The sequence below is a fragment of the Methylomonas sp. MS20 genome (genome assembly GCF_050275925.1).
GTDB classification, from domain to species: domain Bacteria; phylum Pseudomonadota; class Gammaproteobacteria; order Methylococcales; family Methylomonadaceae; genus Methylomonas; species Methylomonas koyamae_A.
The window spans coordinates 4,736,397-4,763,340 of record NZ_CP189962.1; the positions used below are offsets into that span (position 1 = coordinate 4,736,397).

14 protein-coding genes and 3 tRNA genes are annotated in these 26,944 nt (G+C 55.7%); 7 read left to right on the forward strand and 10 right to left on the reverse strand.

Annotated features, from left to right (window positions below; genetic code table 11):
* Positions 1 to 2: 2 nt before the first annotated feature.
* From ACQE3D_RS21075 to parC, 7 genes are all read right to left on the reverse strand, one after another.
* Positions 3 to 5,345 (reverse strand): type I polyketide synthase, encoded by a 5,343-nt coding sequence (locus ACQE3D_RS21075; protein ID WP_313730580.1) that lies wholly within the window; start codon positions 5,343 to 5,345, stop codon positions 3 to 5.
* The gene (locus tag ACQE3D_RS21080; protein ID WP_313730578.1) at positions 5,338 to 10,671 is read right to left on the reverse strand and encodes a type I polyketide synthase; all 5,334 of its coding nucleotides are present in this window, start codon (positions 10,669 to 10,671) and stop codon (positions 5,338 to 5,340) included. The genes ACQE3D_RS21075 and ACQE3D_RS21080 overlap by 8 nt, the downstream gene beginning before the upstream one ends.
* Before the next feature lie 362 nt (positions 10,672 to 11,033).
* The gene (locus ACQE3D_RS21085) at positions 11,034 to 11,141 is read right to left on the reverse strand and encodes a transposase (protein WP_409521127.1); all 108 of its coding nucleotides are present in this window, start codon (positions 11,139 to 11,141) and stop codon (positions 11,034 to 11,036) included.
* Positions 11,142 to 11,980: 839 nt separating this feature from the next.
* Positions 11,981 to 12,056: transfer RNA gene (locus tag ACQE3D_RS21090), tRNA-His, on the reverse strand.
* Between the two features lie 18 nt (positions 12,057 to 12,074).
* Positions 12,075 to 12,151, reverse strand: a tRNA-Arg gene (locus tag ACQE3D_RS21095).
* A 6-nt stretch (positions 12,152 to 12,157) separates the two neighbouring features.
* Positions 12,158 to 12,234: transfer RNA gene (locus ACQE3D_RS21100), tRNA-Pro, on the reverse strand.
* A 143-nt stretch (positions 12,235 to 12,377) separates the two neighbouring features.
* Positions 12,378 to 14,612 (reverse strand): DNA topoisomerase IV subunit A, encoded by a 2,235-nt coding sequence (gene parC, locus ACQE3D_RS21105; RefSeq protein WP_427551275.1) that lies wholly within the window; start codon positions 14,610 to 14,612, stop codon positions 12,378 to 12,380.
* A gap of 236 nt (positions 14,613 to 14,848) precedes the next feature.
* On the opposite strand from parC, the gene dusB reads away from it, so the two are divergent.
* From dusB to purD, 4 genes are read left to right on the forward strand one after another with little or no spacing between them, the layout of a single operon-like run.
* On the forward strand, positions 14,849 to 15,826 hold the full coding sequence (gene dusB / locus ACQE3D_RS21110) for a tRNA dihydrouridine synthase DusB (protein ID WP_071155713.1): 978 nt from the start codon (positions 14,849 to 14,851) through the stop codon (positions 15,824 to 15,826).
* Entirely contained in the window at positions 15,827 to 16,090 is a 264-nt protein-coding gene (locus ACQE3D_RS21115) for a helix-turn-helix domain-containing protein (RefSeq protein WP_064024856.1), read from the forward strand.
* 29 nt (positions 16,091 to 16,119) lie between these two features.
* Positions 16,120 to 17,682: a bifunctional phosphoribosylaminoimidazolecarboxamide formyltransferase/IMP cyclohydrolase gene (gene purH, locus ACQE3D_RS21120; protein ID WP_313730575.1), complete on the forward strand. Its 1,563-nt coding sequence runs from the start codon at positions 16,120 to 16,122 to the stop codon at positions 17,680 to 17,682.
* Positions 17,683 to 17,700: 18 nt separating this feature from the next.
* The gene (purD, locus tag ACQE3D_RS21125; protein WP_313731063.1) at positions 17,701 to 18,978 is read left to right on the forward strand and encodes a phosphoribosylamine--glycine ligase; all 1,278 of its coding nucleotides are present in this window, start codon (positions 17,701 to 17,703) and stop codon (positions 18,976 to 18,978) included.
* Between the two features lie 58 nt (positions 18,979 to 19,036).
* Here purD and ACQE3D_RS21130 read toward each other — a convergent pair whose 3' ends face one another.
* Positions 19,037 to 19,441, reverse strand: a complete 405-nt coding sequence (locus tag ACQE3D_RS21130) for a septal ring lytic transglycosylase RlpA family protein (RefSeq protein WP_064024900.1) — start codon at positions 19,439 to 19,441, stop codon at positions 19,037 to 19,039.
* A 163-nt stretch (positions 19,442 to 19,604) separates the two neighbouring features.
* On the reverse strand, positions 19,605 to 19,970 hold the full coding sequence (locus ACQE3D_RS21135) for a SirB2 family protein (protein WP_313730574.1): 366 nt from the start codon (positions 19,968 to 19,970) through the stop codon (positions 19,605 to 19,607).
* A gap of 375 nt (positions 19,971 to 20,345) precedes the next feature.
* On the opposite strand from ACQE3D_RS21135, the gene ACQE3D_RS21140 reads away from it, so the two are divergent.
* The 3 genes from ACQE3D_RS21140 (at position 20,346) to ACQE3D_RS21150 (ending at position 23,453) form a co-directional block, all read left to right on the forward strand.
* Positions 20,346 to 20,543, forward strand: coding sequence for a hypothetical protein (locus ACQE3D_RS21140; RefSeq protein ID WP_064024863.1), 198 nt, complete (start codon positions 20,346 to 20,348; stop codon positions 20,541 to 20,543).
* A gap of 156 nt (positions 20,544 to 20,699) precedes the next feature.
* The gene (locus ACQE3D_RS21145) at positions 20,700 to 22,988 is read left to right on the forward strand and encodes a Tex family protein (protein WP_313730573.1); all 2,289 of its coding nucleotides are present in this window, start codon (positions 20,700 to 20,702) and stop codon (positions 22,986 to 22,988) included.
* Positions 22,989 to 23,069: 81 nt separating this feature from the next.
* Entirely contained in the window at positions 23,070 to 23,453 is a 384-nt protein-coding gene (locus ACQE3D_RS21150; protein ID WP_071155722.1) for an exosortase system-associated protein, TIGR04073 family, read from the forward strand.
* Between the two features lie 30 nt (positions 23,454 to 23,483).
* On the opposite strand, the gene ACQE3D_RS21155 is transcribed toward ACQE3D_RS21150, so the two are convergent.
* Positions 23,484 to 26,924, reverse strand: coding sequence for an AAA family ATPase (locus ACQE3D_RS21155; protein ID WP_313730572.1), 3,441 nt, complete (start codon positions 26,922 to 26,924; stop codon positions 23,484 to 23,486).
* Positions 26,925 to 26,944: the final 20 nt, after the last annotated feature.

Here is a 26,944-nt window from a genome sequence, read left to right on the forward strand (position 1 = left end):
CTTCAATCCATAGCCGCCAAACGCCGTTCCAATAAAGCCGAAAGCTGCTGTTCCGAAAAATCGTCGAGATTGTCGCTCAAGGGCTCCTCTTCCGCGCCGAATTCCGTTGCCAACTGTTGACTAAGATAAGCCAACAGCGCCTCAATGGTCGGATAGTCGAAAAGCATAGTCGAGGCCAGTCGCAATTCCAACGTCTGGCCTAATTTTCGGCTTAACTCCATCGCCAATAAAGAGTCGAAGCCGATATCGAACAAACGCTGCCGGGGCGCCAACCCAAGGCTTTCCGGATTCCGCAACACCTGGGCGATTCCCTGCCGCACGGCTTGTTCCAATAAAGCCGGCCGCCGGGCAGCGTCGCTTTGCCGCCATTGTTGAATCAAACTCTCCGACTGAGTATCGTGGCCAGCCTCGTTAGCCGCCATCGTTCGATAATAATTCGGCACCTCGAACGGTAAGGCGGCAAAAAACGCCGGCCAGTCCACCGGCATCACCGCCGCCTGCGGTAAATCTTCAGTCAACAAACGCTCGAATAAAGCCAAGCCCTGCCGCGGTTGAATCAGGGCCAAGCCTTTTTCGGCCATCGCCTCAGCCGCGCCGGCCAGCATGCCCTCGCCGCTCCAGCCGCCCCAGTTAATTGTCAACGCCGCTAAACCTTGCTGTTTTCGGTTCAGCATCAGCGCATCGGTATAGGCATTGGCCGCCGCATAATTGCCCTGCCCCGGCGCCCCGGTCAATGCGGCCAACGATGAAAACACCGCGAAAAACGCCAGTTCCGGGAACGATTGATCTAAAAACCGCAACGCGCTGACTTTAGCCCGCCAAGGCCGCTCGAAATCGGCTTGATTCATCTTCAACAAAGACGCATCGCTCAATGCGCCGGCGGCATGGACAATGCCTGCCAAGGGCGGCAAGGACTGTAATTGCGCCATCAAAGCGCTGACGCCTTCCGCTTGCGCCAAGTCGGCCGCGACTCCGATAATTTTCGCGCCTTGAGCTGCCAATGCCTGCAACTTCAACGGGTCGATGGCGGTTAAGCCCTTGCGGCTGGCAATCAGCACGCTATCCGCGCCGTGTTCAACCAGCCACTCCACGACCGCAAAGCCCAAGGCGCCGGAACCGCCGGTAACCAAATACGTCTTGTCGGCCGCTATGGTTAATGCCGCGCGGTTTTCCGGACGCCAAGGCAACAATCTCGCGGCATAACATTGCCCGCCCCGCAAGGCCAACTGTTGTTCGCCGCTGATGCCGGACAACAACCGCGCCAGCTTGCCATTTTCGGCGGTATCGATAGCGTCTACATCCAATGCTTGCCAAATCCGCTGCGGAAACTCCAGTGCCGCGGTCTTAAGCAAAGCCACGCAAGCGCTTTGTTTCGGGCAAACGGCCTCGAGGTCGATCACAGCACCTCCCCGAGTCAGCAGAGTGACTTTAGCCGCGATATTCCGAATTTCCAACGTCTGAACCAACGTTAAAAAGCCTAAACAGACGCTGCTGTCCTCTTCGCCTAAAAAGTCTTCGGCGCAATAAACCAAATGCAGTGATGTCGAGCTTGGTGAAAAATCCCGCCAATACCCGGAATCTCGCAACTGTTCGGGACTCATCAAGCTCAAGCCCACGACTTGGGTCCCTAATTTAGCCAGCAAGCGGTTTGCCGTTGCCGTGCCGATGCACAATACGTGCTCGCCAGCCGGCTGTTCGGTCAGGTCGGTATCGGCTAGCAATGTCCAACCCGGCCGACAAAGCCAATCCTCCGGCCGTTGATCCGCCGCTACCGCCAACGCTTGTTTGGCTAATGGCTGAAAACTGACGCCTTGCATAGCCAATGTCAGGTTATCACGGTCTTTCAGGATCACATCGACCTGACAAGCCCGGTCTGTTCTGGACGACAATCTGGCAAGACATGAGCCGCTAAACTCGAGCGGCCGGTAAAAATCGATACGCTCTACCGCGAACGGTAGCCAGGTTTCGTCGCCGGCGGTTTCGCCGACCGCTATGCCGGCGGTTTGCAGACAACCATCCCAAATAGCCGGATGCAAGAGATGTCCCGGTTCACATGCTCTGGGTTTAAAGCCGGCAAAGACCGTCTGTCCGGCGATCTCAATGCTCTCCAGCACCTTAAAGGTCTCGCCGTACACGATGTCTTTTTGCCGAAATTGCCGGTAGAGCTTGTCCGCTGCTAGGCGTTGCCGCTCGTCGCCAGCCGCCGGCGCCTCGAAATCGGTAAAGCTCATGCAAACATCGGTTTCGGCACTGATATGACGATGCCAGCCGGCAGCGTCCAAGCGGGAAAAAATACCGAGTTGATATTGGCCGCCGACGGCCTTAGCCTTAATTTGCAACTGAGTTTCGCTATCCCGCGACAAAAGCAAAGGCCGTTCGATCCGCAGATTTTTCAGCGCCAGGGCCGACGATTTACTCAACTGTTGTCCGGCTTCGAACAATATTTCCAGCAACACCGCGAACGGTGCCAATAGCCGGCCGAAGACTTGGTGTTCGCTCAAATAAACCTGTTCCCTCGGCGCCAGCCAAGTTTCGAAATAAACCGACTCCGAATCGGCTAGCTCCAAACGCTTGCTCAGTAACGGCGATAAGGTTTGCGTTGTTTCTACTCGTCTACTTTTTAACGCGCTGTCGGGCAGCCAATAACGTTTACCGGAAAAAGGGTACACCGGTAGCGGCGGGCAACACACATTAGGCTCTTGGCCGAAAATCGCTTGCCAATTCAAATCAAAACCGCAGGTATATAAGCGGGCGGCGCAATGCAGCACACTATCGGCTTGCTTGGGCTGCAAACTGGCAAATATCCGCTCCGCCTCGATCGCGTTGGCCGACAACATCGGCGCCAAAACCGGCTTCGCTCCGCATTCCAAAAACACGTCGCAACCCAATTGCCGTAACGCGCCCACATTGTCGGCAAAGGCGACCGGTTGCCGACAATGTTGCAGCCAATAATCGGCCCAAACGATGTCATCGCCGATGATTCGTCCGGTGACATTAGACATCAACGGCATGAAGGCTTTGCCGTACGCCGCTTGTTCGAAGATCCGCCTCAACGCCGGTAATACTGGCTCCATCATCCGGGAGTGAAAAGCATGCGAGACCGCTAGCGGCGTACACTGTACGGCACTCTCCGAAAAATATTGCCTAGCCTGCTCGATCAGTACGCTAGAGCCCGCCAAGACGCAATGCCTAGGCGAATTGACCGCCGCGATGTCCAACTCCGGCCAGTTAGCCGCCAATAACTTGCCAACCTCTTCGCGGCCTGCCGCGACAGCCAGCATCGCGCCTTCGGCCGGTGCTTGCTGCATCAGTTGCGCCCTGGCGGCCACCAAGCTTATAGCCTGTTCCAAGTTGAATACGCCGGCAACGCAAGCGGCGACGTATTCGCCCAGACTGTGCCCCATCACCGCATCCGGCTCGATATCCCAAGACAGCCATAGGCGAAACAGCGCGTAATCGACCGCGAAAATGGCCGGCTGCGCATAGCAGGTTTGTTGCAATTGCGCGTCGCTGCTGTCGAATAACAGTTGCTGCAGCGGTATAGGCAACGATTTTTGCAAATATTCGGCGCATTGATCGATGGTTTGCCTGAAAACCGGCCAGCGCCGGTATAAATCTTGGGCCATGCCGGGATACTGCGAACCCTGACCGCTGAACACCATCGCCAATTTTGGCTTTTGCCGGCCTTGCCCGGAGCGGTATAAACGCCCATCGTCCCGACCTATTGCTAACGCCGACAAAGCCTGTTCGATCTGCTGTCGATCGGTGGCGACGATCAGCGCGCGGTGTTTCAAATCCGCCCGGCTAACGGCGGCGCGATAACACACCGCATGTAAATCGGCATCGTGCGCAGCCAGCCAGTGTTGATATGCCGCCGCCAGCGCCGTTAAGGAAGCCTCGCTGTTGGCCGAGAGCTTTAGCACCAAACCCCGGCCCCGTTCGACAGGGTGTTCCGCATTCCGAGCCGGCGCTTCCGCCAGCAATACGTGCACATTGGTGCCGCTCAAACCAAAGGCGCTAACGCCGGCTATCCGCGTTTGTCCTTCCTCCACTTGCCACGCCTCGAACTTTGTCGCCACTTTCAGCGGTATCGCCTGCCAAGGAATATGGGCGCTGGGGGTGGTAAAGTTTAAATGCGGCAGCAGCATGCGCTGTTGCAACATCAAGACGGCCTTAATCAAACCGGCAATCCCCGCCGCGCCTTCCATATGACCGAAATTGGTTTTCAAGGAACCGATATAAAGCGGATTGACCTCGGCTCTATCGCCGCCCAGGACGCTGTTCAAGGCGCCGACCTCGATCGGATCGCCCAAGGCCGTACCGGTGCCGTGGGCTTCGATATAACCGACATCGGCCGCCGTCAACAGCGCATCGGCCAAGGCCGCTTTCAATACGGCTTCCTGTGCCCGTTCGCTGGGTACGGTCAAACCGCTGCTACGGCCGTCGTGATTGGCGGCGCTGCCCTTGATCACTGCGCAAATCGGATCGCCTGCCGCCAACGCATCACTAAGCCGCTTCAATACCACCAGCCCAACACCGTCGCCACGACCGATGCCGTCGGCCTTCGCATCGAAGGTTTTGCACAAGCCGTCCGCCGCCAGCATCATCGCCTGACTTTCGGTAATCGCGGCACGCGGCGATAGCTGCAAATTAACGCCGCCGACCAAGGCCATATCGATTTCGTTGCCGCGCAGGCTTTTCACCGCCAAATGCACCGCCAACAACGATGAAGAACACGCGGTATCGATGACCATCGCCGGGCCTTGCATACCGTAATAATAGGCCAAGCGACCGGCCAGAATACTCGGCGCGTTGCCGGTACCGGTATGCACGTCGATGGCGCTGTCGTCCTTGATCAGCTCGGCGTATTCCTGCGTCATGCAACCGATATACACCCCGCTACGACTATTGCGTAAGGTTTTGGGATGAATGCCGGCGCGTTCGAAAGCTTGCCAGCTGGTTTCCAGCAATATGCGTTGCTGCGGGTCCATCTGTTCGGCTTCACGAGCGGCAATGGCAAAAAAATCGGCATCGAAGCGGTCGATATCGCTTAAAAAAGCGCCGTAACGGCTGCTGATTTTGCCGGGCGTTTGAGCGGATTCGGCATAATATTCGGCTAGCGACCAGCGCTGTTCCGGTACTTCGCCACGGGCATTTTTGCCTTCGGCCAAAAACCGCCATAAAGCCTCGGGAGAATCGCAAGCGCCGGGAAAGCGGCACCCGATCGCCAGCACTGCGATCGGCTCGTGCGCGGCCTGTTGATAGTGGGCCAACTGGCCGCGCAACTCGCGCAACTCGTCCAAGGCTCTGCGCATTAAGGCTTGTTGTTTCTCCGACTCAGTCATCGCTCTGTCCGCTTTCCCATTTCGACAATTCCCGCTCCAACAGCACCGCAATATCCTCTTCTTCCTGATCAAACGCTTCCGTCGGCGACTTTTCCTGTCCGGCCTGCTCGCTGAACAACGCCGGGAAAACCTCTAGGCTGATATATGCCAATAATTCGTCGACCGACGGATATTTGAACGCCAGCGTGGACGGTAAAGCCGTCTGGGTGGATTTTTGCAAACGATTGCGTAATTCCAGCGTCATCAAAGAATCCATGCCCAACTCGGCAAACCCGATTCCCGCAGCCAATTGCCCAAGGTCGTGCAAGCCAAGCACGGCAGCGACATGCTCGGTCAAATGCCGGTGCAAAAACCGCCGCCGCTGCTCGAGCGGCAACAGGCCAAGCTGTTCGGCCAGGGTCTGTCGGTTTTGCTCAACCGGCTCGAAGGCTTTGGTCAACGACGAACGGTTAAATTTGAAGTGCCGCCAATCGACATTGAATAAACCGACCGGCGCCGGAAGACGCTCTCGATTGTCGGACAAAAGCCGCTCGAGAAACGCAAACGCTTGCTCGGCGCTTAATTTGCCGATCCCCGCCAAAGCCAAACTATCGGCAGTTTGAATATCGGCCATGCCCGCGCCGGCCCAAGGCCCCCAGCCCATACTCAAGCCCGGCAAGCCTTGCTGCCGCCGCCATTGCATCAAGGCATCCATAAACCCGTTAGCGGTCGCGTAATTGCCTTGTCCGGGCGCGCCCAACCAAGCCGCCATCGAGGAATAGGCCACGAAACAATCCAAGTTCAATCCCTGGCTAAAACGATGCAAATTCCATAAGCCAAACACTTTGGGTTTCAGCACTTGCGCCAGCCGTTCACTATCTAGATTGGCCACAACGCTGTCCTGCAACACCCCGGCGGCATGGAAAATCCCACGTAAATCTTCGCCATGCTCAGTCAAAATGGCTTGTACTTGTTGCGCATCGGCAATATCGGCTTTCAGCTCGATCACTTCGGCGCCCAAACGCAAAATCGCCTCTAACCGGTCTTTGCCGCTGTCCCGAACGCCGTGGCGCGAGACTAACACCAGTTTAGCGACGCCTTTTTCCGCCAACCAGTGCGCCGTTTGCAGCGCCAAAGCCCCGGAACCGCCGGTCAGTAAATAAGTGCCCCGCGCGCTAAAACCCGGTTTTTGGGCGACGCTAAACGTATGCAACCGCGGCGAAAAACAAGAGTCGCCGCGTAAAGCGATTTCGGTTTCTTGCGCGTGACGCGTTAAAACTGCCACGACATGCTCGGCGGTAAGCCGGGTTTCATCCCAATCCAACCATTGGCAAGGATTTAGCGGATACTCGTGGTTAAAACTACGCAATAACCCGGATAAGCCCTCGAGAGTCGGATCGAGCACATCTGTATCATTAACCGGCCTGGCTTGGCGGCTTAACAGCGCTATTTTGACCCCGGCCCGTTCGCCGATGGCGGCGGCCTTTTGCAAAAATCGCAATAAAACAACGGCGTTTTGTGCCGCTTGCGACGCCATATTCTCGGCCAACGAAGCGCTATCCAAACACAACAAAACGCCTTCGGCGTTTAGGTCCGAGGCGATAAACCCGTCAAAACCCAGCCATTGCGCCCAGGCCGCCGTATCGGCGAAGGCTTTGGCCAAGGCATTCCCTGTCACCAGCCAACGCGAAGCAAGCGGTTCTACTGTCGCCTTGGACAGCGCCTCGGTTTGACGCCAAACGATGGCGTAAGCGTTTTTCTCCACCGTCAAGGCTTGCCGCATCGCATTGCTGTCGGCTTTACGCAAGCTAACGGCGGATAATTCGGCAAGGACTTGCCCCGATTCGTTGAATAATGTCACCCGGCCTTGAATGCTGCCTTGCCGGCCGATTTCCCCATCCGTCAAGCACGCATGGCACCATAACTGGGTCAAGCGGTTTTCCGCCGCCAATTGCAATTGCTCGACCGCTACCGGTATGTAAGTCTCGGTGTATTGCTCCGGCACGGCGGCGCCTAACAATTGAAAGCAAGCATCGATGAGTCCGGGCGGCAGTCCGAAGGTCTTATCCTGAGCTGTCAAGGGACGAATCCTGGCCAAAGCCTGATGTTCACCTTTGAATAATTGCTCGAACCAGCGAAAACTTTCGCCCAATTGCACGTGTTGCAGCGTCAGCAATTGGTAGAAATTTTGCACGTCAACCGACTCCGGGCATTGCCGGCGCAGTTCCTGCAAATCCAGATCGGCGAAGTTAGCCGGGGCCGCTACCATCGACGCCGTCAGATGCTCGGTAAACTCGGCAGGCTTTTCGTCGAACAAGCTAATCACTTTAACTTGATATTGCCGCTCGCCCAGCGGCGTCAGTCCCAGCTGTAATAAGCGCTGTTCCTGTTCCGCCAGTTGCAGGGCTTCGATAAACTCGATATCTTGGATCTTGAACGCCAACATCGGGTAGCGCTCCCGGCCGACCGCAATCAAGGCCGACAAGTGACACGCACCCGCGACCACCACGCGATCGAAGACTTTATGATCGAGTAAGAACGGCAAATGCCGGCAAGCCATCCGGCCTTGGTACAAATCACCCGCCCAAAAGGGCGTCTTTATCGCTTGTTGCAACATCGGATGGATGCTCTCGCCTAGCGAGACATCAGCTTTAGCCGGTCTTGGGCTGAACCAATAGCGCTGTCTTTGCCACGGATAATTCGGCAAACTCAGCAAACGCCGGCGCCGGCCTTGGTAAACGCTTGGCCAATCCAAGTCGTGGCCGGCTTGGTATAAAACCGCCGCGACTTGTTGGCAGGCGCGCCAGTCGTTGCCCTTGGCATCCAGGGAACACGCGCCGGCAAGATTCGTTTGTTGCACCAGGCTACTCAATACCGGCCGACCGCCAAATTCGATAAAGAAATTAGCACCTAGTCGCGCGGCCGCCGTCAATGCCTGTTTGAATAAAACCGGCTGCCTGACATGCCGAAGCCAATAGTCGACGCTACGCAAGACTTCGCTTTCCGCTTTGCCGGTCAGCGTTGAAATAAACGGCCATTGCGGTTTATTGAAGGCAATCCCGTGCAAACAGGTTTCGAAATCCGCCAACATGCTATCGATCTGGGGCGAGTGAAAACCCCGCTTGACCGGCAAGACTTTAGTAAACCAATCCTGTTGCCGGGCCCGCACGGTAAAGTCGTTAATCGCTTCGCCGGCACCGGACACCACAATCTGCTGGTCGGCGTTAACCGCGGCAATAGCCAGTTTGGATTCCAGACCGCTGAGCAATTGACGGACTTGTTCCTCATTGGCGTAGACGGCCAGCATAGCGCCGTCTTCCGGCAAGGCCTGCATCAACCGGCCTCGGCAAACCACCAAGCGCAAGGCCGCCTGCAAATCGAATACCCCGGCGATACAAGCCGCGGCATATTCGCCCAAGCTATGGCCCAACACCATGGCGGGCTTTACCCCCCACGACAGCCACATCTTGGCCAATGCGTATTGCAATGCGAATAAAGCCACTTGCTCGTGCTCGGTCTGCTCCAAACGAACCGAGGCTTGGTCGCCATAAAGCAATTCCGTAACTTGAGTCCGATTTTGTTTAACCAATTCGGCGTCGCAAGCATCCAAGGCGGCCTTGAATACCGGCTGCCCGTTGTATAAGGCCCATCCGGCACCGGCTCTAACGCTGCCTTGTCCGGCGAATAAAAATACCGGTGCAATAGGCGCTTTAAGATTCGATTGCCAAGTTTTTTCCGCCAACGAGGTTTGTAAAAACCCTTGCAACTGTTCGACGCTATCGACTACCGCAGCCAGTCGCCAATTAAAATCGTCTCGGCCGATATTGGCGCTGAAGCAAAAATCCGCCAAGTCTTCAGCTTTTAATGTAGCCAATTGCTTAAGGTGGCTTGCCAGCCAATCCTGCAAAGCCGGTTCCGATTTGGCCGACAATTTGAACAAATAGCTGCCTTCCGCATCGCTCGACACAGCGGTTTGCTGGCAATCGGCCGCCGCCACGAGTACCTGGGCATTGGTGCCGCTCAAGCCGAACGAACTGACGATCCCCGCTTTGGACGGTAGCGGCCAGGCCGCAGCCTGTGTTGCGACTTTCAGCGGATGATCCTGCCAGGGAATGGCCGGATTCGGCTGGTCGAAATGCAAACTGGCCGGAATCCGGTTATGGCCTATCGCCAAAATCAGTTTAATTAAACCGGCGATTCCTGCCGCGGCTTCCAAATGGCCGATATTGGTTTTCACCGAACCCAACAATAATGGCTCGGTCGATTGTTTGCGCAATACCTCGGCCAAGGCCTGGTACTCGATAGGATCGCCGAGCGAAGTCCCGGTACCGTGGGTTTCGATATAAGCAATTTCGTCGGCCTGTGCATTGGCAGTTTGCAGCAATTTTCGCAACAACGCTTCTTGGGCTCGGCCATTGGGCACCGTTAAGCCACTGCTGCGACCGTCATGATCTACTGCCGAACCGCGAATCACCGCCAAGACTCGGTCACCGTCGCGTTGGGCGTCGGACAAACGTTTCAGCGCCAGCATACCCGCCCCTTCGCCTCGCCCGTAGCCATCGGCTGAGGCGGCAAAGCTTTTGCATCGTCCATCTTTTGCCAAAGCTTTGGCGGCCGACATCAATATAAATGCGCTGGGCGACAGCATCAATTGCACACCGCCGGTCAAGGCCAAATCGCACTCTTGAGTCCGCAGACTTAAACACGCTTGGTGTAGAGCCACCAGCGAAGAAGAACAAGCGGTATCGATAGAAAAACTAGGGCCTTGCAGACCTAGTTGATAAGACAACCGACCCGAAGCAAAACAAAATCCGTTACCGGTACCGGTATAAAGTTCGGCGCCGGCCATATCCCCCGACTCACGTAATAAATGTAAATAGTCTTGCTGGCCGATACCAATAAATACACCGGTTTGACTGTTCTTCAAGCGTCGGCTGGCAATGCCGGCATGCTGTAAGGTTTCGTGGGCGAGCTCCAGTAACAGGCGCTGCTGAGGGTCCAGGCTGTTGGCTTCGCGGGGAGGAATGGCGAAGAATTCCGCGTCGAAACCGTCGATTTGCTGCAGAAACGCCGCTTCGCCGACATAGGTGCTACCCGGCCTTTCACCGCTAGGATCGAAAAATAAAGAATGGTCCCAGCGCTCTTTAGGGATGGGACCGACCGCATCCACTTCGTCCTGCAGCATTTGCCAGTATTGCTCGACGGAGTCGGCTTTTCCCGGAAAACGGCAAGCCATACCGATAACGGCAATCGGCTCAGTCTGCGAGCGCTGATAATGTTCTAACTTAGCCTGTAATCTTTCAATCGCCAAAAAGGCTTTTTGTAAAGGCGTTAGGGAGTGATCCACGTGATTTACCATGCTACTGATAGCACAACCCTCTTAATTTAAGAAAATCATCGAATAATTTCGTTAACTTGTAATATCTAGCGTGACAGTATGCGCCTCAGTTAACTGACAATTAAGGATAGTAAAAATCCTCCGCAAGGCCGGGAAATTTATAATGCGACCACTAACGCGCGTCCTTATCGTTAACTACCAATCGGTGGCGACTCGTGGCCAAAGGTGTATTTACGCCATTCGCGGGTCTTCCTGCCCTTGATGCCGGAAATTTTCCCGATCCATCGCCCCCCCCCCCCCCTGCCGGCCATCTAAACAAAATACCGTCACGCCCCGTAATGCTGCCGCGCGAAGTCGCGCTTTTTCTCGCGTTAGAGCCTGGGCAAATGAATCGCGCTCTTGCCTTTGATGTCGTCAATAATCTGCGACATCGAAATTTTTGGCGATTGCAAGATCAGCATATGCACATGGCCCGGCATCGCTTGCCCGTCCAATGCTCAGCTTTCTATCTGGCTACTACTTGCCAAAACACTTCACGGAACGATCATGAAACTGCCGCATCGCCCCGGCGAATGCAAGATGCTGTGCGAGAGGCGGCGGAAAGAGGTCGATTAACTTTTAAGAAGCTAGAGCCCGACACCTAACATACCCCGTTGGGCTGTGGCTCAGCTAAGCTCACAGTTTGTGTGGTGTCAGAAAACAACTAGGGCGAGTTCGGCAGTCTTAAACAGAGCTGCGCGAGATGGCAATGGATGCGTCGCTTCAGCCGGAACTCGTTACGCTAGAAAGCACCGGCATTGAATGGCAAAGCCCATATGCGGCTTTGGAGTGGCACGGCTCAAGACCAGCCGAGGTCTACGCCAGCCATGTCAAGCAAAAGCGCAGGGGAAACACGTCACACCCCAGAACCTTGGCATCCACAGCCGCCAAAAACCGGCGTTGCCGCTCATCCAGCGCTTCTCGGATTAGCACCCAATGTTGGCGAATGCAGAATCAGATACCATGCATCGAAGAATATACGACTACAGGGAGTTGAATAAGCTATTTGTTAACAATACATTGCGATACAGCAACAAAACGCAAAAGTCATCTACCAATGCTGACGCCGAAAATTCAGAGGTTACCTTTTGATTTGCCATCGACAATTGACAGCTTTGCCGCAGAGCAGTTACGGGAGACCTAATTTATTAGAGCACCGCGTGTAGGCTTTACAGGGAGGGATTTGTTTTTTAGAAGGCGACGCCAGCAACAGCAATCTATTAAGATGCCTGATGGCTTTTTAAAGCGGAGAGCAACACTTGCAAGGCGCTGATTTTACTGGGGTGAACGATGGGGCTCGAACCCACGACAACCGGAATCACAATCCGGGGCTCTACCAACTGAGCTACGCTCACCATAACGTGAATTTGCAATGGCACGCTTGGCAGGACTCGAACCTGCGACCCTCGGCTTAGAAGGCCGATGCTCTATCCGGCTGAGCTACAAGCGCAAAACTTGGTCGGGGTAGAGAGATTCGAACTCCCGACATTCTGCTCCCAAAGCAGACGCGCTACCAGACTGCGCTATACCCCGAATTGATCTTGTTTTCTCCCCGCCACTCGCATGAGCACCGGAAAGACCGACATCTTACCTGTCCGTCCAAGCCACGTCAACCACTTTTTACGTTACCGAGCGCGGCAGACGTGTCGGTTCCCGAAAACACCACCGCATCTGAATCAAACCACACTTTCCAATCCATCGACTTTTTGAAAGCCTCTAGGCAATATATTTCCGCGGTTGGCGCGGCTGCCGGAGTATTGAGCGATGTCGATGGCCTTCAACGTGACGAACCGCTTACCGGACAGAATTTTCAGCTCACCGTGGGTCACCAAGGCCGTCACCGCGACCACCGCATCCTTACCGGATGCCAGATCGGCGGACGGAATCTGAATCAGCTTGTTACCCTTGCCCTTTGCCAATTCCGGTAAATCTGCGACCGGGAAGATCAGCAAGCGGCCTTGCAAGGTCGCAACCGCCAGCCACTCGGCGTCCCGCGGAATCGGCGTCGGCGTCATGACTTCGGCCTTATCCGGTACGGTCAAGACCGCTTTGCCGGCCTTGTTCTTGCCGTAAAGCTCCTTTAATTGCACCCGGAACCCGTAACCGGCGCTACTGCTCATCAACACCCAATCCTCGGCCTGCCCGGTAAACACGTCGGTGAAGATGCTGCCTGGAGGCGGATTCAGCCGCCCGGTCAACGGTTCGCCTTGACTACGCGCCGACGGCAGGTCGTGGGTGGTAATCGTGTACACCCGACCGGTCGAATCGAGCACATAGGCCGGCAAGGTAGTTCGCCCCTTGGCCGACGACAAATAGCCGTCTCCGGCCCGATAACTTAGGCCCTCGACTTCGATGTCGTATCCTTTTGCCGCGCGAATCCAGCCCTTCTGAGACAAGATGATGGTCACCGGTTCGTTGGCGATTAGCTCCGTGGTATCCAGGGCTTGGGCGGCTTCGCGGGCCACAATCGGCGAACGACGGGCGTCGCCGTATTTCTCGGCGTCACGTTCTATTTCCTTTCGGATCAAGCGGTTCAGCAAATGCGCGGAGCCGAGAGTCATTTCCAACTCCTCCCGCTCCCGCTCCAACTCGTCCTGCTCGCCGCGAATCTTCATTTCTTCCAATTTCGCCAAGTGGCGCAGCTTCAATTCCAGAATCGCTTCCGCCTGCACGTCGCTCAAACCGAAGCGCGCCATCAATACTGGCTTGGGATGGTCTTCCCGACGAATGATCGCGATCACTTCGTCGATATTCAGGTAGGCGATCAGCAAACCTTCCAGGATGTGCAGGCGCGCCAGGACCTTGTCCAAACGGAATTGCAAACGCCGACGCACGGTTTCGGTTCGGAACGAAATCCACTCGGTCAGAATTTGCCGCAGATTTTTCACTTGCGGTTTGCCGTTCAGACCGATCATGTTCAGGTTGACCCGAAAGTTTTTCTCCAGATCGGTCGTGGCGAACAGATGCGACATCACGGCGTCGACATCGGTACGCTTGGTCTTGGGGATGATTAACAAGCGGGTCGGATTTTCGTGATCGGACTCGTCGCGCAGGTCCTCGATCATGGGCAGTTTTTTCGCCAACATCTGCGCGGCGATCTGCTCCAACAATTTCGCGCCGGACACTTGATGCGGCAACGCGGTGATGACGATATTGCCGTCTTCGACCTCGTATTTCGCGCGCATTTTCACCGAGCCGTTACCGGTCAAATACAGCTTTTGCAAATCGGCGGCCGGCGTGACGATTTCCGCGTCGGTCGGAAAGTCCGGACCCTTGATATGCGCCAGCAAGCTTTCCAGCGGTGTCTCCGGCTCGTCGAGCAGTTGCAGGACGGCGGCGGCCACTTCCCGCAGATTGTGCGGTGGAATATCGGTCGCCATGCCCACCGCGATACCGGTGGTCCCGTTCAAAAGCACATTGGGCAAGCGCGCCGGCAGCAGCGATGGCTCTTCCAGCGTGCCATCGAAATTGTCCACCCAATCCACCGTGCCCTGGCCCAACTCGCTGAGCAGGGTTTGCGCGTAGGCGGTCAGCCGCGATTCGGTATAACGCATCGCCGCGAAGGATTTGGGATCGTCGGGCGAGCCCCAGTTGCCCTGCCCGTCGATCAACGGATAACGGTAGGAAAAATCCTGAGCCATCAACACCATTGCCTCGTAGCAGGCCGAATCACCGTGCGGATGATATTTACCCAATACGTCACCGACGGTACGCGCCGATTTCTTGTATTTAGCTAGAGCTGTCAGACCCAGTTCGGACATCGCATAGACGATGCGCCGTTGCACCGGCTTCAAGCCATCGCCGATGTGCGGCAGCGCCCGGTCCAGAATGACGTACATCGAGTAATCGAGGTAAGCCTTTTCGGTAAAGTCTTTGAGAGGGAGAGTTTCGAAGTTTTCCTGTACGCCCATATCCAGTCGTTTGCAATCAATGGCTAGCCGCGGGTTGCGGTGAAGTTTTGTCTTTCTAAAATATCACAGGCGTCGAAACGGGTTAGCGAGAAAACGCGAAAGCGCGCCCATCGCGGCCCGATAGCGAAAGCCTGACGTCGGCAGCCGCGTTGGGCTCGTCGATTCGACCCGACAAAACATCGTGTCCGGCGCGGTTTTCGAGTATCATTTTCGGCCTTCCGAAGCCTCCCCAAGTTATGCGCATAGGCCCTTATTCCCTGCCCAACAATTTGCTGCTGGCGCCGATGGCCGGCATCACCGATCAGCCTTTTCGGCAACTTTGCCGCCGATTCGGCGCGGGACTGGCGGTATCTGAAATGGTAATCTCCAATACCGAATTGCAACAGCACCCCAGAACACTGCAGAAAACCGATTACACCGGCGAAACCGGCCTCAGAGCCGTGCAAATCTTGGGTAACGATCCGGTGAAAATGGCGGAAGCGGCCAAATTGAATCAACAACGCGGCGCCCACATCATCGACATCAACATGGGCTGCCCGGCCAAGAAGGTCTGTTCCACCGCTGCGGGCTCGGCCTTGTTGAAAGACGAGAAGCTGGTGGAAAACATTTTGACCGCTGTCGTCGCCGCCGTCGACATACCGGTAACGTTGAAAATCCGGACCGGCTGGGACCGTGAAAACCGTAACGCGGCCAAAATCGCCAGTATCGCCGAAAACTGCGGCATTCAGGCCCTGACGATCCATGGCCGCACCCGCGCTTGCAAATTCGAGGGCCAAGCCGAATACGACACTATTCGGCAGGTCAAGCAAACCGCGCGGATTCCGATCATTGCCAACGGCGACATCGACAGCCCGGAAAAAGCCCGACGGGTACTGGCGCACACGGGCGCAGACGCCATCATGATCGGCCGAGCCGCGCAAGGTCAGCCGTGGATTTTCGCCGAACTGGCCGCCGCGCTCAACGGCGAACATTGGCAATACCCTGCGCTGGCCGACGTCCAGGGCGTAATGAACAGTCATCTGGAGTATTTATACCGTTTTTACGGTGACGACTGCGGTGTTAGAATTGCCCGCAAACACATCGGCTGGTACTTCGAACGTCTGGGCGGCTTGCCCGCCGAGCACAAGCAGTCTATCAATCAAGCCCAACATCCCGTGCAACAACTGACGCGGGTTAACGCGTCGTTCAATCATCTCCTACCAAGAGCCGCCTAGATGGGAAGCCACGACAGCCAAAATGCCAGCGACAGCGTCGATACGTTGTCCGACCACGTCCGCCATTGCGTCGAAGACTATTTTTCGCATCTGAACGGCCACGATTCCAGCGGTCTGTACCATTTGGTGCTGGCCGAAGTGGAAAAACCGCTACTGGAAACCACGCTGAAATATTGCGATTTCAATCAAAGCAAGGCGGCGGTCATTCTGGGTCTCAGCCGCAGCACCTTGCGTAAAAAGCTCGACCACTACGGTATCGGCTAAATCGATTTTCTTTTGTTTTTGAGGTTTGCATGAAAAAACAAGTCAACCGGGCGCTGGTTAGCGTCTCGGATAAAACCGGCGTACTCGAATTTTGCCGAAGTCTCAGCGCGCTGGGCGTGGAACTGCTGTCCACCGGCGGCACCGCCAAATTGCTGGCCGAGCATAAAATCCCGGTTACCGAAGTGTCCGACTACACCGGCTTTCCGGAAATGATGGACGGCCGAGTGAAAACCCTGCATCCCAAGGTGCATGGTGGAATTCTGGGCCGGCGGGGGATCGACGACGCGGTAATGGCCGAGAACGGCATCAAAGCCATCGACATGGTCGTGGTCAATCTCTATCCCTTCGAACAAACCGTCGCTAAACCGGATTGCGATCTGGAAACCGCGATCGAAAACATCGACATCGGCGGCCCCAGCATGATTCGCGGCGCGGCCAAAAACCATAACGACGTCGCCATCGTCGTCGACCCGGCCGACTACTCCAGCATTCTGACCGAACTGCAAGCCGAGGCCGGTTCGCTGAGCCACGAAACCCGCTTTCGATTGGCGCTAAAAAGTTTCGAGCATACCGCCCGCTACGACACGATGATCGCGGCTTATCTAAGTAAGGTTGTCGATGCCGGCCATTTTCCGGAAACGCTGAATTTGCAATTCCATCGACTGCAAAGCATGCGTTACGGCGAAAACCCGCATCAGAACGCAGCGTTTTACGGCGAGAAAAACCCGCCGGCCGGCAGTATCGCCAGCGCCAAGCAACTGCAAGGTAAAGAACTATCGTACAACAATATCGCCGACGCCGATGCCGCGCTGGAATGCGTCAAATCCTTCGACGAGCAACCGGCCTGCGTCATCGTCAAGCACGCCAATCCTTGCGGCGTGGCCATCGCCGATAGCCTATTCGACGCCTATAACGCCGCCTATACCACCGATCCGACGTCGGCCTTCGGCGGCATTATTGCTTTCAACCGGGAATTGGACGAACAAACCGCCGGCGAAATCGCTCGCCGCCAGTTTGTCGAAGTCATCATCGCCCCGCTAGTTTCCGCCGGCGCCAAGGCCGCGCTAGCAAAAAAACCGAACGTACGGGTTCTGGAAACCGGCCTCTGGTCGCCAAACCAACCCGAGGCGCTGAACTTCAAACGCGTCGCCGGCGGTCTGCTGGTGCAGGACAAAGACACCGGCAGCATCAGTCCCGCAGACTTGAAAGTGGTCAGCAAGCGCGCGCCGACTGAGCAAGAGCTGGCTGATTTGTTGTTCGTCTGGAAGGTGGCCAAGTTCGTAAAATCCAACGCCATCGTCTACGGCAAGGGCGGCCAAACCATCGGTATCGGCGCCGGTCAAATGAGCCGGGTTTATTCCGCCAAGATCGCCGGCATCAAAGCCGCCGACGAAGGCTTGGAAGTGCCGGGCTCGGTGATGGCGTCCGACGCGTTTTTCCCGTTTCGCGACGGCATCGACGCGGCGGCGGCGGCCGGCGTCACCGCAGTGATACACCCCGGCGGCTCGATGCGCGACCAGGAAGTCATCGACGCGGCCGACGAACACAACATCGCAATGGTGTTGACCGGCATGCGCCATTTCAGACACTGATTGCGGAGTAAGTACATGATGAACGTATTGATCGTGGGTAGCGGCGGTCGCGAGCACGCGCTCGCCTGGAAGGCCAGACAGTCTCCGCTGGCGGGGCAAATCTATGTCGCGCCCGGCAACGCCGGCACCGATTTGGAGAACGGTATCGTTAACGTCGACATCCCGGCGGACGACATCGAAGGTTTATTAGGGTTTGCACTGGCCCGCAACATCGGCCTGACTATCGTTGGCCCGGAAGTGCCACTGGTAAAAGGCATTGTCGATCGCTTCTCGGCGGCCGGCTTGAAATGCTTCGGCCCCAAAGCACAAGCCGCGCAATTGGAAGGCTCCAAATCGTTCTGCAAGGACTTTCTGGCCCGCCATCGCATTCCGACCGCCGAGTACCAAACCTTCACCGACACCGAAGCCGCAATCGCCTACATTTGCCGCAAAGGCGCCCCGATCGTCGTCAAGGCCGACGGCCTGGCGGCCGGCAAGGGCGTCATCGTCGCCCAAAACGAGCAACAGGCGATAGACGCGGTCAACGATATGTTGGCTGGCAACAGTTTCGGTGAAGCCGGACATAGGGTTGTCGTCGAGGAGTTCCTGGTCGGAGAGGAAGCCAGCTTCATTGTCATCGCCGATGGCGAACACGCGCTGGCGATGGCCACCTCGCAAGATCACAAGGCTCGGGACAACGGCGATCTAGGCCCCAATACCGGCGGCATGGGCGCCTATTCGCCGGCGCCGGTGGTCACGCCCGCCATCCATCAGCGTGTCATGGACGAGGTAATTTATCCCACCTTGCAAGGCATGCGCGACGATGGCACGCCCTACACCGGCTTCCTCTACGCCGGTTTGATGATCGACGCGCGCGGCAACGTCAAGGTGTTGGAATACAATTGCCGATTCGGCGATCCGGAAACTCAGCCCATCATGATGCGGCTAAAATCGGACTTGGTCGAACTCTGCTTGGCGGCGTTGGACGGTAAGCTGGACCAAATTACAACCGAATGGGACGAGCGAGCCGCGCTCGGCGTGGTGTTGGCGGCCGGAGGCTACCCGGACGCATACGCCAAGGGCGAACTGATTTCCGGGCTGGACGGCGTCGATTCTGCAAATGCCAAAGTCTTCCACGCCGGCACGCAAAGCGCCGGAGGCACCATCGTCACCAACGGCGGCCGAGTACTGTGCGCCTGCGCGCTAGGCGACAATATCGCCGACGCACAACGCGAAGCCTATGCGCTGTGTAAACGCATCAATTGGCAATCCATTTATTATCGTACCGATATCGGCTTCAAGGCCATCAAGGCTTAGCGCAAACCATCGAAAACAAAAAGGCGCGATTGCCCGGCAATCGCGCCTTTTTTCCGCGCTAAGCTTCGCCCCAGCGCAAGATTTCGATCTTGACTTGAGCCAACCCGGCCTGGACAAATCCCAGCTCCTTGGCGGCTCGTTTGGAGACGTCGAGCAAGCGCTTGTTATGCCGGCCCGGCCGTCCGTTGACCCGCAGATCAACACTGCGGTTATTGTTGAGATTGACCACCCGCAGCAAGGTCCCGAACGGGAGATTGGCATGGGCCGCTGTTAACGAATTTTTGTCGTAGATTTCACCGCTTGCTGTCCGCTGACCATGCAGTTTGTCGCTGTAATAAGAGGCGACTCCGCTATGTGCAATGGACAATAAACCGTGTCTTTCTGTTTTCGCTAAACTTACAGAGCTAAAAGACGCTAGACTCATAGAAACCAGCATAACTGCCGTCCATTTCGTTTTTCGCATCCTACCCTCCTTTCGTTGAGTATTGACAGGAGGTAGGGAGGTTACCCCAGAAGGCATTGATTTGGCAAGCCTTTACGGCCAAACGGCTCTAGCGTCGCTCCAAAAACGTGACGATCCGCCAACAAAAATCCAGAGCCGGCAAGGGATAGCCGGCGTCAACCGATCAGCCAAAAAAGAAGAAAATTTGCTTGGTCATCGCGACTTTCGAAATATAAAACAGGCAAAGCAAGGCCACGCCAAACCACCTCCAGCGACTTGCGCCCTCCTCGCGGATAGTCCGAACACCGGCGATCATAAAGCCGACCAAAACCACTAATTTCGCGACAATCCACCCGAAGTTGCCGGCAAGCCAGTCGCCTTGAAATACCAAAATCGCACCACTCAACAACAACACGCCGGCGATGACATGCGGAGCCAGTTTCAGCCACTTCCGCGCCAATAGCTCCGGCTTAAATTGCGCCAACGCTACCCGCCCCAAAAAACTGACCACCAGCAATGCCACGAAAAACAAATGAATATGCTTAACCATGTAAACGTTTCTCCGAATGTAAAAAGACAACCAAACCGCCGAATACCGAAGCTATCCGCCCGATCAGTAGCGCTGGCGAGCTTAAGATACCCCGAACCGAAGCTAAAACCCACATCCGCCTCGATACCGGTCGCCTGTCTGCAAGCGACGCCTTGCGTCCCAGCCGCATACAAAACAAATTTTTATCAATAAATTCATAAATATAAGCCGACGCCAACACCAATCAGCACAAAAAAAAAATAATGTTTTGACACAAAACAAATTTAAGTGTAAAAAATACCCCGTCGACTAAAAAAACACTAAACATTCGACATACAACTCGAGTTGCCCCTGCTAGACGGGCTGATTATTACAACAAAGATGAGGATTATAAAAATGGCTGAACAAGAAAAAGACAATACCTTTACCGTCGTCGCTGTCGTAACCGCTATCGCTATTGCTGGCGTACTACTTCTGAAAATGGACGAAACTAAACATTTGAAAATGAGCGGCGAAACCACTGCTCAAGCGGAAGCGCAAGTCTTGGCTAAACACAAAGACTTCAACAACGATATTCTGAGCCAAGCAAAGTAATCGTTTTCCATAATAATAATTAAGTTCTTCTTTCGATTAGGCGCTGTTTCGATAGAAACAGCGCCTTTTTTGTGCCTCACGTAAACCGGTCCGACGCTTCGACTGGCGCTTAACTACGGTAAAATCACCGGTTTCCAACCATCTCTGCAAAGCTCAATGGATGTCATCAAGCGCATAGCCGCGGAACTCTCCGTCAAACCTCAACAAATCGCCGCCGCCGTCGCGTTGCTCGACGAAGGCGCCACCGTGCCGTTTATCGCCCGCTACCGTAAGGAAGTGACCGAAGGCCTTGACGACACCCAATTGCGGCATCTGGAGGAACGCTTAACGTATTTGCGGGAACTGAACGACAGACGCAATACGATACTCGACAGCATACGTTCGCAGGGCAAACTGACACCGGAGCTGGAACAGGCCATACTCGACGCAGATACCAAAACCTTGCTGGAAGACTTGTACCTACCTTACAAACCCAAGCGCCGTACCAAGGCGCAAATCGCCCGCGAAGCCGGACTGGAGCCGCTGGCCGATGCGCTATTGGACGATCGCGATCTGGTTCCAGAGCAAGTCGCCCAGCGCTATATCGATGCGGACAAAGGGATAGCCGATGTCGCCACCGCGTTGGATGGCGCCCGCCAGATCATCATGGAACGGATTTCCGAAGACGCCGAATTACTTTCCGAACTGCGGGAGCGCATTTGGAACAAAGGCATATTGCAATCGACCATCGTCGCCGGCAAGGAAGTTGAAGCCGCGAAATTCAAGGATTACTTCGATTACAGCGAAGCCATCAACAAAATTCCGTCGCATCGCGCGTTGGCCCTGTTCCGCGGCCGTAACGAGGACATGCTGACTTTAACGCTGAAACCGGCCGAGCTTGACCAGGAAGAACATCAACTCTGCACCCAATTCGTTTGCCAGCGTTTACAGATCACCGACACCGCTAAACCCGCGGACTCTTGGCTGGCCGATACCGCCCGTTTCGCCTGGAAGATCAAACTCTTCACCCGCATCGACATGGATTTGAAACTGCGCTTGCGCGAAGCCGCCGAGCAGGAGGCCATCCGCGTTTTCGCCAGCAATTTGCGCGACTTGTTGCTGGCGGCGCCGGCAGGTCCGAAAGCGACGATGGGTCTGGATCCCGGTATCCGCACCGGCGTCAAGGTGGCGGTGGTCGATGCCACCGGCAAACTGCTGGCCACCGAAACCGTTTATCCCCACCAGCCGAAAAACCAGTGGGACCAATCCATCGCCACGCTGGCGCGCATGATTGCTCAATTCGGCGTGCAACTGGTCAGTATCGGCAACGGTACCGCATCCCGTGAAACAGACCAATTGGTCGCCGATTTGATGAAACGGCATAAAGAACTGCTGTTCCAGAAAATCACCGTTTCGGAAGCCGGCGCCTCGGTGTATTCGGCATCGGAATTGGCCGCCAAGGAATTTCCCGATCTCGACGTATCGTTACGCGGCGCGGTATCCATCGCCCGCCGCTTGCAAGACCCGTTGGCCGAATTGGTCAAGATCGACCCCAAATCCATCGGCGTCGGCCAATACCAGCACGACGTCAACCAAGTGCAACTGGCTCGCATGCTGGACACCGTGGTCGAAGATTGCGTGAACGCGGTCGGTGTTGACGTCAATACCGCATCGGTCGCCTTGCTGAAACAAGTCTCCGGCCTGAGTGCCAGTATCAGCGAAAACATCGTCGCCTTCCGCAACCAAAACGGCCCTTTCGCCAACCGCGCGCAGTTGAAGAAAGTGCCGCGCCTCGGCGACAAAGCCTTCGAACAGGCCGCCGGCTTTTTACGCATCATGAACGGCGACAACCCGCTCGACGCCTCGGCGGTGCATCCCGAGGCTTACCCGGTGGTCAACGCCATCCTGGACGACACCGGCAAATCGATACGCGATCTGATTGGCCAAAGCCAGGCACTACGTAGCCTGAATCCCGCCAACTACGCCAACGCCGACTTCGGCCTGCCGACCGTCACCGATATTTTGCAGGAATTGGAAAAACCCGGCCGCGACCCGCGCCCCGAGTTCAAAAGCGTGCAATTCAAGGAAGGTGTCGAGAAAATCACCGATCTGGAACCCGGCATGACACTGGAGGGTGTGGTCACCAATGTCGCCGCCTTTGGCGCCTTCGTCGACATCGGCGTGCACCAGGACGGTCTGGTGCATATTTCTCACTTGGCCGACGACTTCGTCAAGGATCCGCGCGATGTCGTCAAAGCGGGCGACATGGTCAAAGTCAGAGTATTGGAAATCGATGTCGCTAGGCAGCGGATTTCGTTGAGCATGAAAAAGAGTGTCGACGAAGCCGACATCGTGCGCGGCGAAAAGCCGCAAAGGCCCGCGAACAAACCGGCGCTTAAAGGCAAACCACAGCCGGCCGTGCCGAATACCATGAGCAATGCCTTCGCCAAGGCCTTGAAAAAGTAAGCACACCCACTGCTATACTTGCTCGGGTACCGTCGCCCGCTTGCGGGCGGCGCCGATTCGTCAACAGATTCAGGATACGCTATGAAAGCAAAGCAAACCGTTTGGGCCTTCAGCTTGATCGCCGCGTTCGCCGCCGCCGCGCATGCCCAACCCGGTGAAAACGAAAGCTATGGAGAAACGGTAGGCCGCAAACTCAGTTCCGGGCTGGCCAATATCGCCACTGCGTCGCTGGAAATCCCTAAAAACATCATCCTGGTGAATAACCAAAGCAATGTCGTGTACGGTTTCGTTGGCGGCACTTTCAAAGGCTTGATCAATATGGGCGCCAGGATGGGCGTCGGCGTGCTTGACTTAATCTCGGCGCCGATTCCCACTCAACCCATCGTCAGGCCGGTCTACGTTTGGGACGATTTCAACGCGGACACCACTTACGGCAAAGCCTTCAAACCGACGCCAAATCCATGAACACCTGAACAGGCCCGACCGCGCCGGCGGTCAGGCCACCATTTTCAACTCGCTAAAACCGTTGGTGTTTTTGACCAACTCGATTTGGGTCTTAATCCGCTTTTTCACGGCATCTACGTGAGAAATCACCCCGACAATCTTACCTTGGGTTTTCAGGCTCTCCAGCGTCGTCATCGCCAGATACAGCGCCTCGGCGTCAAGATTGCCGAACCCCTCGTCCAAGAACAAGGAATCGATCGCTCTACCGTTGTTGGCAATTTCCGATAATGCCAAGGCCAACGCCAGGCTGACAACAAAACTCTCGCCGCCCGATAAGGTTTTCGGCAAACGCCGTACGTTGATCTGCTTAGTATCCTCGACTTCCAATGCCAAACCGTACTCGCTAAAGCCGTTACGTAAATAATAGCGACCGCTCAAGCCTTCCAAGATTCGATTCGCCTGCCGTAGCAGTTTCTCGACCAACAACTGTTGAATCCGCCGCCGCATCCCGCCCTGCTCGTGGTTGATCAAATTCAACTCCGCTTCCGCTTCGGCGAAAGCCGCTAGTTCCCGCCGCAGTTGTTCTTGCAGTTCGCCAAAGGTCTCCGCGTAAGTCTGTTGCTTGGCAAGTTTGTGCTCCAAGCTCCGGATCTCGTGCTCGGTAATGTCGATTTTTTCAGACAGCGCGCGTTGCATGACTAGTAAATCGGCCGCTGTGTCGGGCCCAGGCAACGCGGCATAGGCTTTTTGCAAGCGTAAATCCTGCTCGGCCAATTCTACGTTCAATGCCGCCAAGCGCTGCTCCATTTTCGCTAGAATCTCGGCCATTTCCGTTCTGCTATTCCATTGCTCTAACACCGACCTCAAGCTCTCCAAATCGCTGAAGCCGTCGGCCAACCATCGGTCGCGCAATTGGCCAAAGTGGACGTCGTAATCCGCCTCAAGCTGACCAAACCGGGCTTCAAGGTCGGCGATTGACGTTTGTTTCTCGAACAATGCCAAATGCAAACCCGACAACTCATGGTTTTGCAAGGCTTCGGTCAGTTCGGCAATTTCCGCTTGATAGCGAATAATGCGCGCCTGACCGGATTGCAAACCGTCCTGCAAACCGTTGATATCGGCAAGCACACCCTGTTTGCGCAAATCGCGTATTTGATAGTCCTGGCGCCGGACATTCAGGCGATCGAACAAAGCATTTTCCTTGGACTTGCCCGGTATTTTCTCCCCCAGAGGCATCAACGCTTTCTCCAGTTTGTCCAACAAGGCCTTTTCAGAAGCTTTCAACGCGGCCAATTGCTGTTCGCCTTCAATGGCTTCGGGCGGACGGTTATTCCACGCGGTTTCCAATTGCTCGACGACAGCCGCCAATTTGAGGATTTGCGCTTGTTTCACGCCGATTTCGTCGGTCCATTTCCCAATGTTGCGTTGCCACTGGCCGACATCTTTCAGCAGCAGTTTAATTTTTTCGAGTTCTTCGGTTTCCTGGTCCAAACACTGCTTTTGCAAGCTCAGATTTTCGATCGCCATACCGTCGCGGGCGACATTCAGCCGATTCACCAAAACCCGCCATTGCGCGCGCATTTCCTGCAAGCGCCGTTCCTTGGCGGACATCTGTGAACTACGTTTTTCCGCCGCGGTCAACTGGGCTTCGATATTGGCCATGGCAGCCTTCAAGGCTTGCATTTTGCCGCGCTGATCGACTAACGCCTTTTTCGAGTCGGTCATTACCGGCGGTTTCGACGTGTAAGGATGATGCAAGGAGCCGCATAGGAAACAAGGTTTGCCGTCCACCAATTTCCCGCGATCGGGCGTCATTTTGCGCAACAAGGCCTCGTTGGCGATCGCTTGTTCCAGCGCCGAGCCGATGTTTTCCTCTCGGCCGAATTCGTGTTTCAGCGCCGCCAATTTGTCGCGCAGTTCGCCCTCGTCGGGAAACTCCGACGACTTGTTCGTCGACAGCCAACCGAACAAGCCCTTTTTGGTCACCTTCGCATTGACACTGGCTAACGAATACAACTCTTGGAAATCGTTGACCCTCGCCTGTTGCTCGGATAACAGCTCGCGAATTTCATCGACGCTTCTACCCTGACCGTGCGTCGCGATATTTGCCTCGGCTGCCGCGATCCGCTCCTGTAACTCAACCAAGCCGGCCTTGGCATCGGTCAAGGCCGTTTGATTCTTTTTCAAGGCCGCCGAGGTATTTTTCGACCAAGCCAACTGCGTCTTCTGCTTGGCACCTAGTTCCGCGATCTCGGTTCTGAGATTGCGCAACTGCACGACATCCGGAAAGTCCGTTAGCAGAATGGCCTCGCTGCGATGCTCTTGCAACCACCCTTCCAGCTCGGTGAGCGCGGCACGTTTGTCGGCCAAGGTTTGTTGGGCCGCCTCCACCGCCGCCAGTTCCCTGGGCAATTCTAATTTCAACTCGCTGAGCCTGATCTTGATGTCGTCGATAATCCGTTTCTGCGAAGCCCAATCCCGGTCGCCGGCCGGCGGTTCCAGATCGCTGCCGCCAACGCCCAACTGCTGACGCAGGCTAGCCACTTCCCGGCGCAAACTCGCTAGCTCGCTTTGGAGTTCGCCGATTTTAGACTGCTTGGCATCCAATCCCGCCAACTGTTCACGATAGCTGTCGACATTGTCAATCGCGGCGATTCGTTGCAAATCCGATTGCAAAGTCTGCATTTGGGTTTGAAGCTCGGCGGTTTGCCGGGCCAGTTGCCGCTCTTCGGCCTCCAATGCGGCGACGTTTTCCAATTTAAGCTGATGTTGTCTTAAATAGTCCTGCTGACCGGACAATTCGGTGTGTTGATCTAGAAAATCCCGCAGGTCGGCGCGACTGGCGTCGAGTTCTGCTTCCTCGAGCAAGGGAATCGCGGCGCTATCCTGTTGCAATTGGCGGACGCGATCCGCGATTTGGCGATAGTGGGCTTCGACTTGTTGGCGGTATTGTTCGTAAATGTCGCCGCCGGCGATTTTTTCGAGTATGTCCATGCGCTCGCTATCCAGCGCATTTAAAAATACCGCGAAATCGCCTTGCGGCAACACCATCGATTTGCTGAATTTATGGAAATCCATACCGGTCAGTTCGGCAATCCGCCCACGCACCGTCGATGGCGTTTCGGCCAACAACTCGTCGCTCTCGCCAAGCTTGGTCAACGACATCTCGGTCTCGGCCCGCGACTGTTTATCGCCTTCCGCCCGCCTGGCATACCAATCGGAACGAAACTTCTCGCCACCCAACGAAAACTCGACGCTGGCCACGCTTTCGTCGGTCTGTTTGGTCATTACATGCTCGGCCGGCTTGTCGAAACGAAAGGTCTCGCCATAGAGGCCCAGCGTGATGACATCAAGGATACTGGTTTTACCCGAACCGTTCGGACCGGTAATCGCAAACACGCCAGCCTCAGCGATAGGCCCTTGATCGAAATAGATCCGCCCTTCGCCGGCCAGGGAATTGATGTTTTTGTAACGAATGTTCAGGATGCGCATGCCGGATGAATTCAGTCATT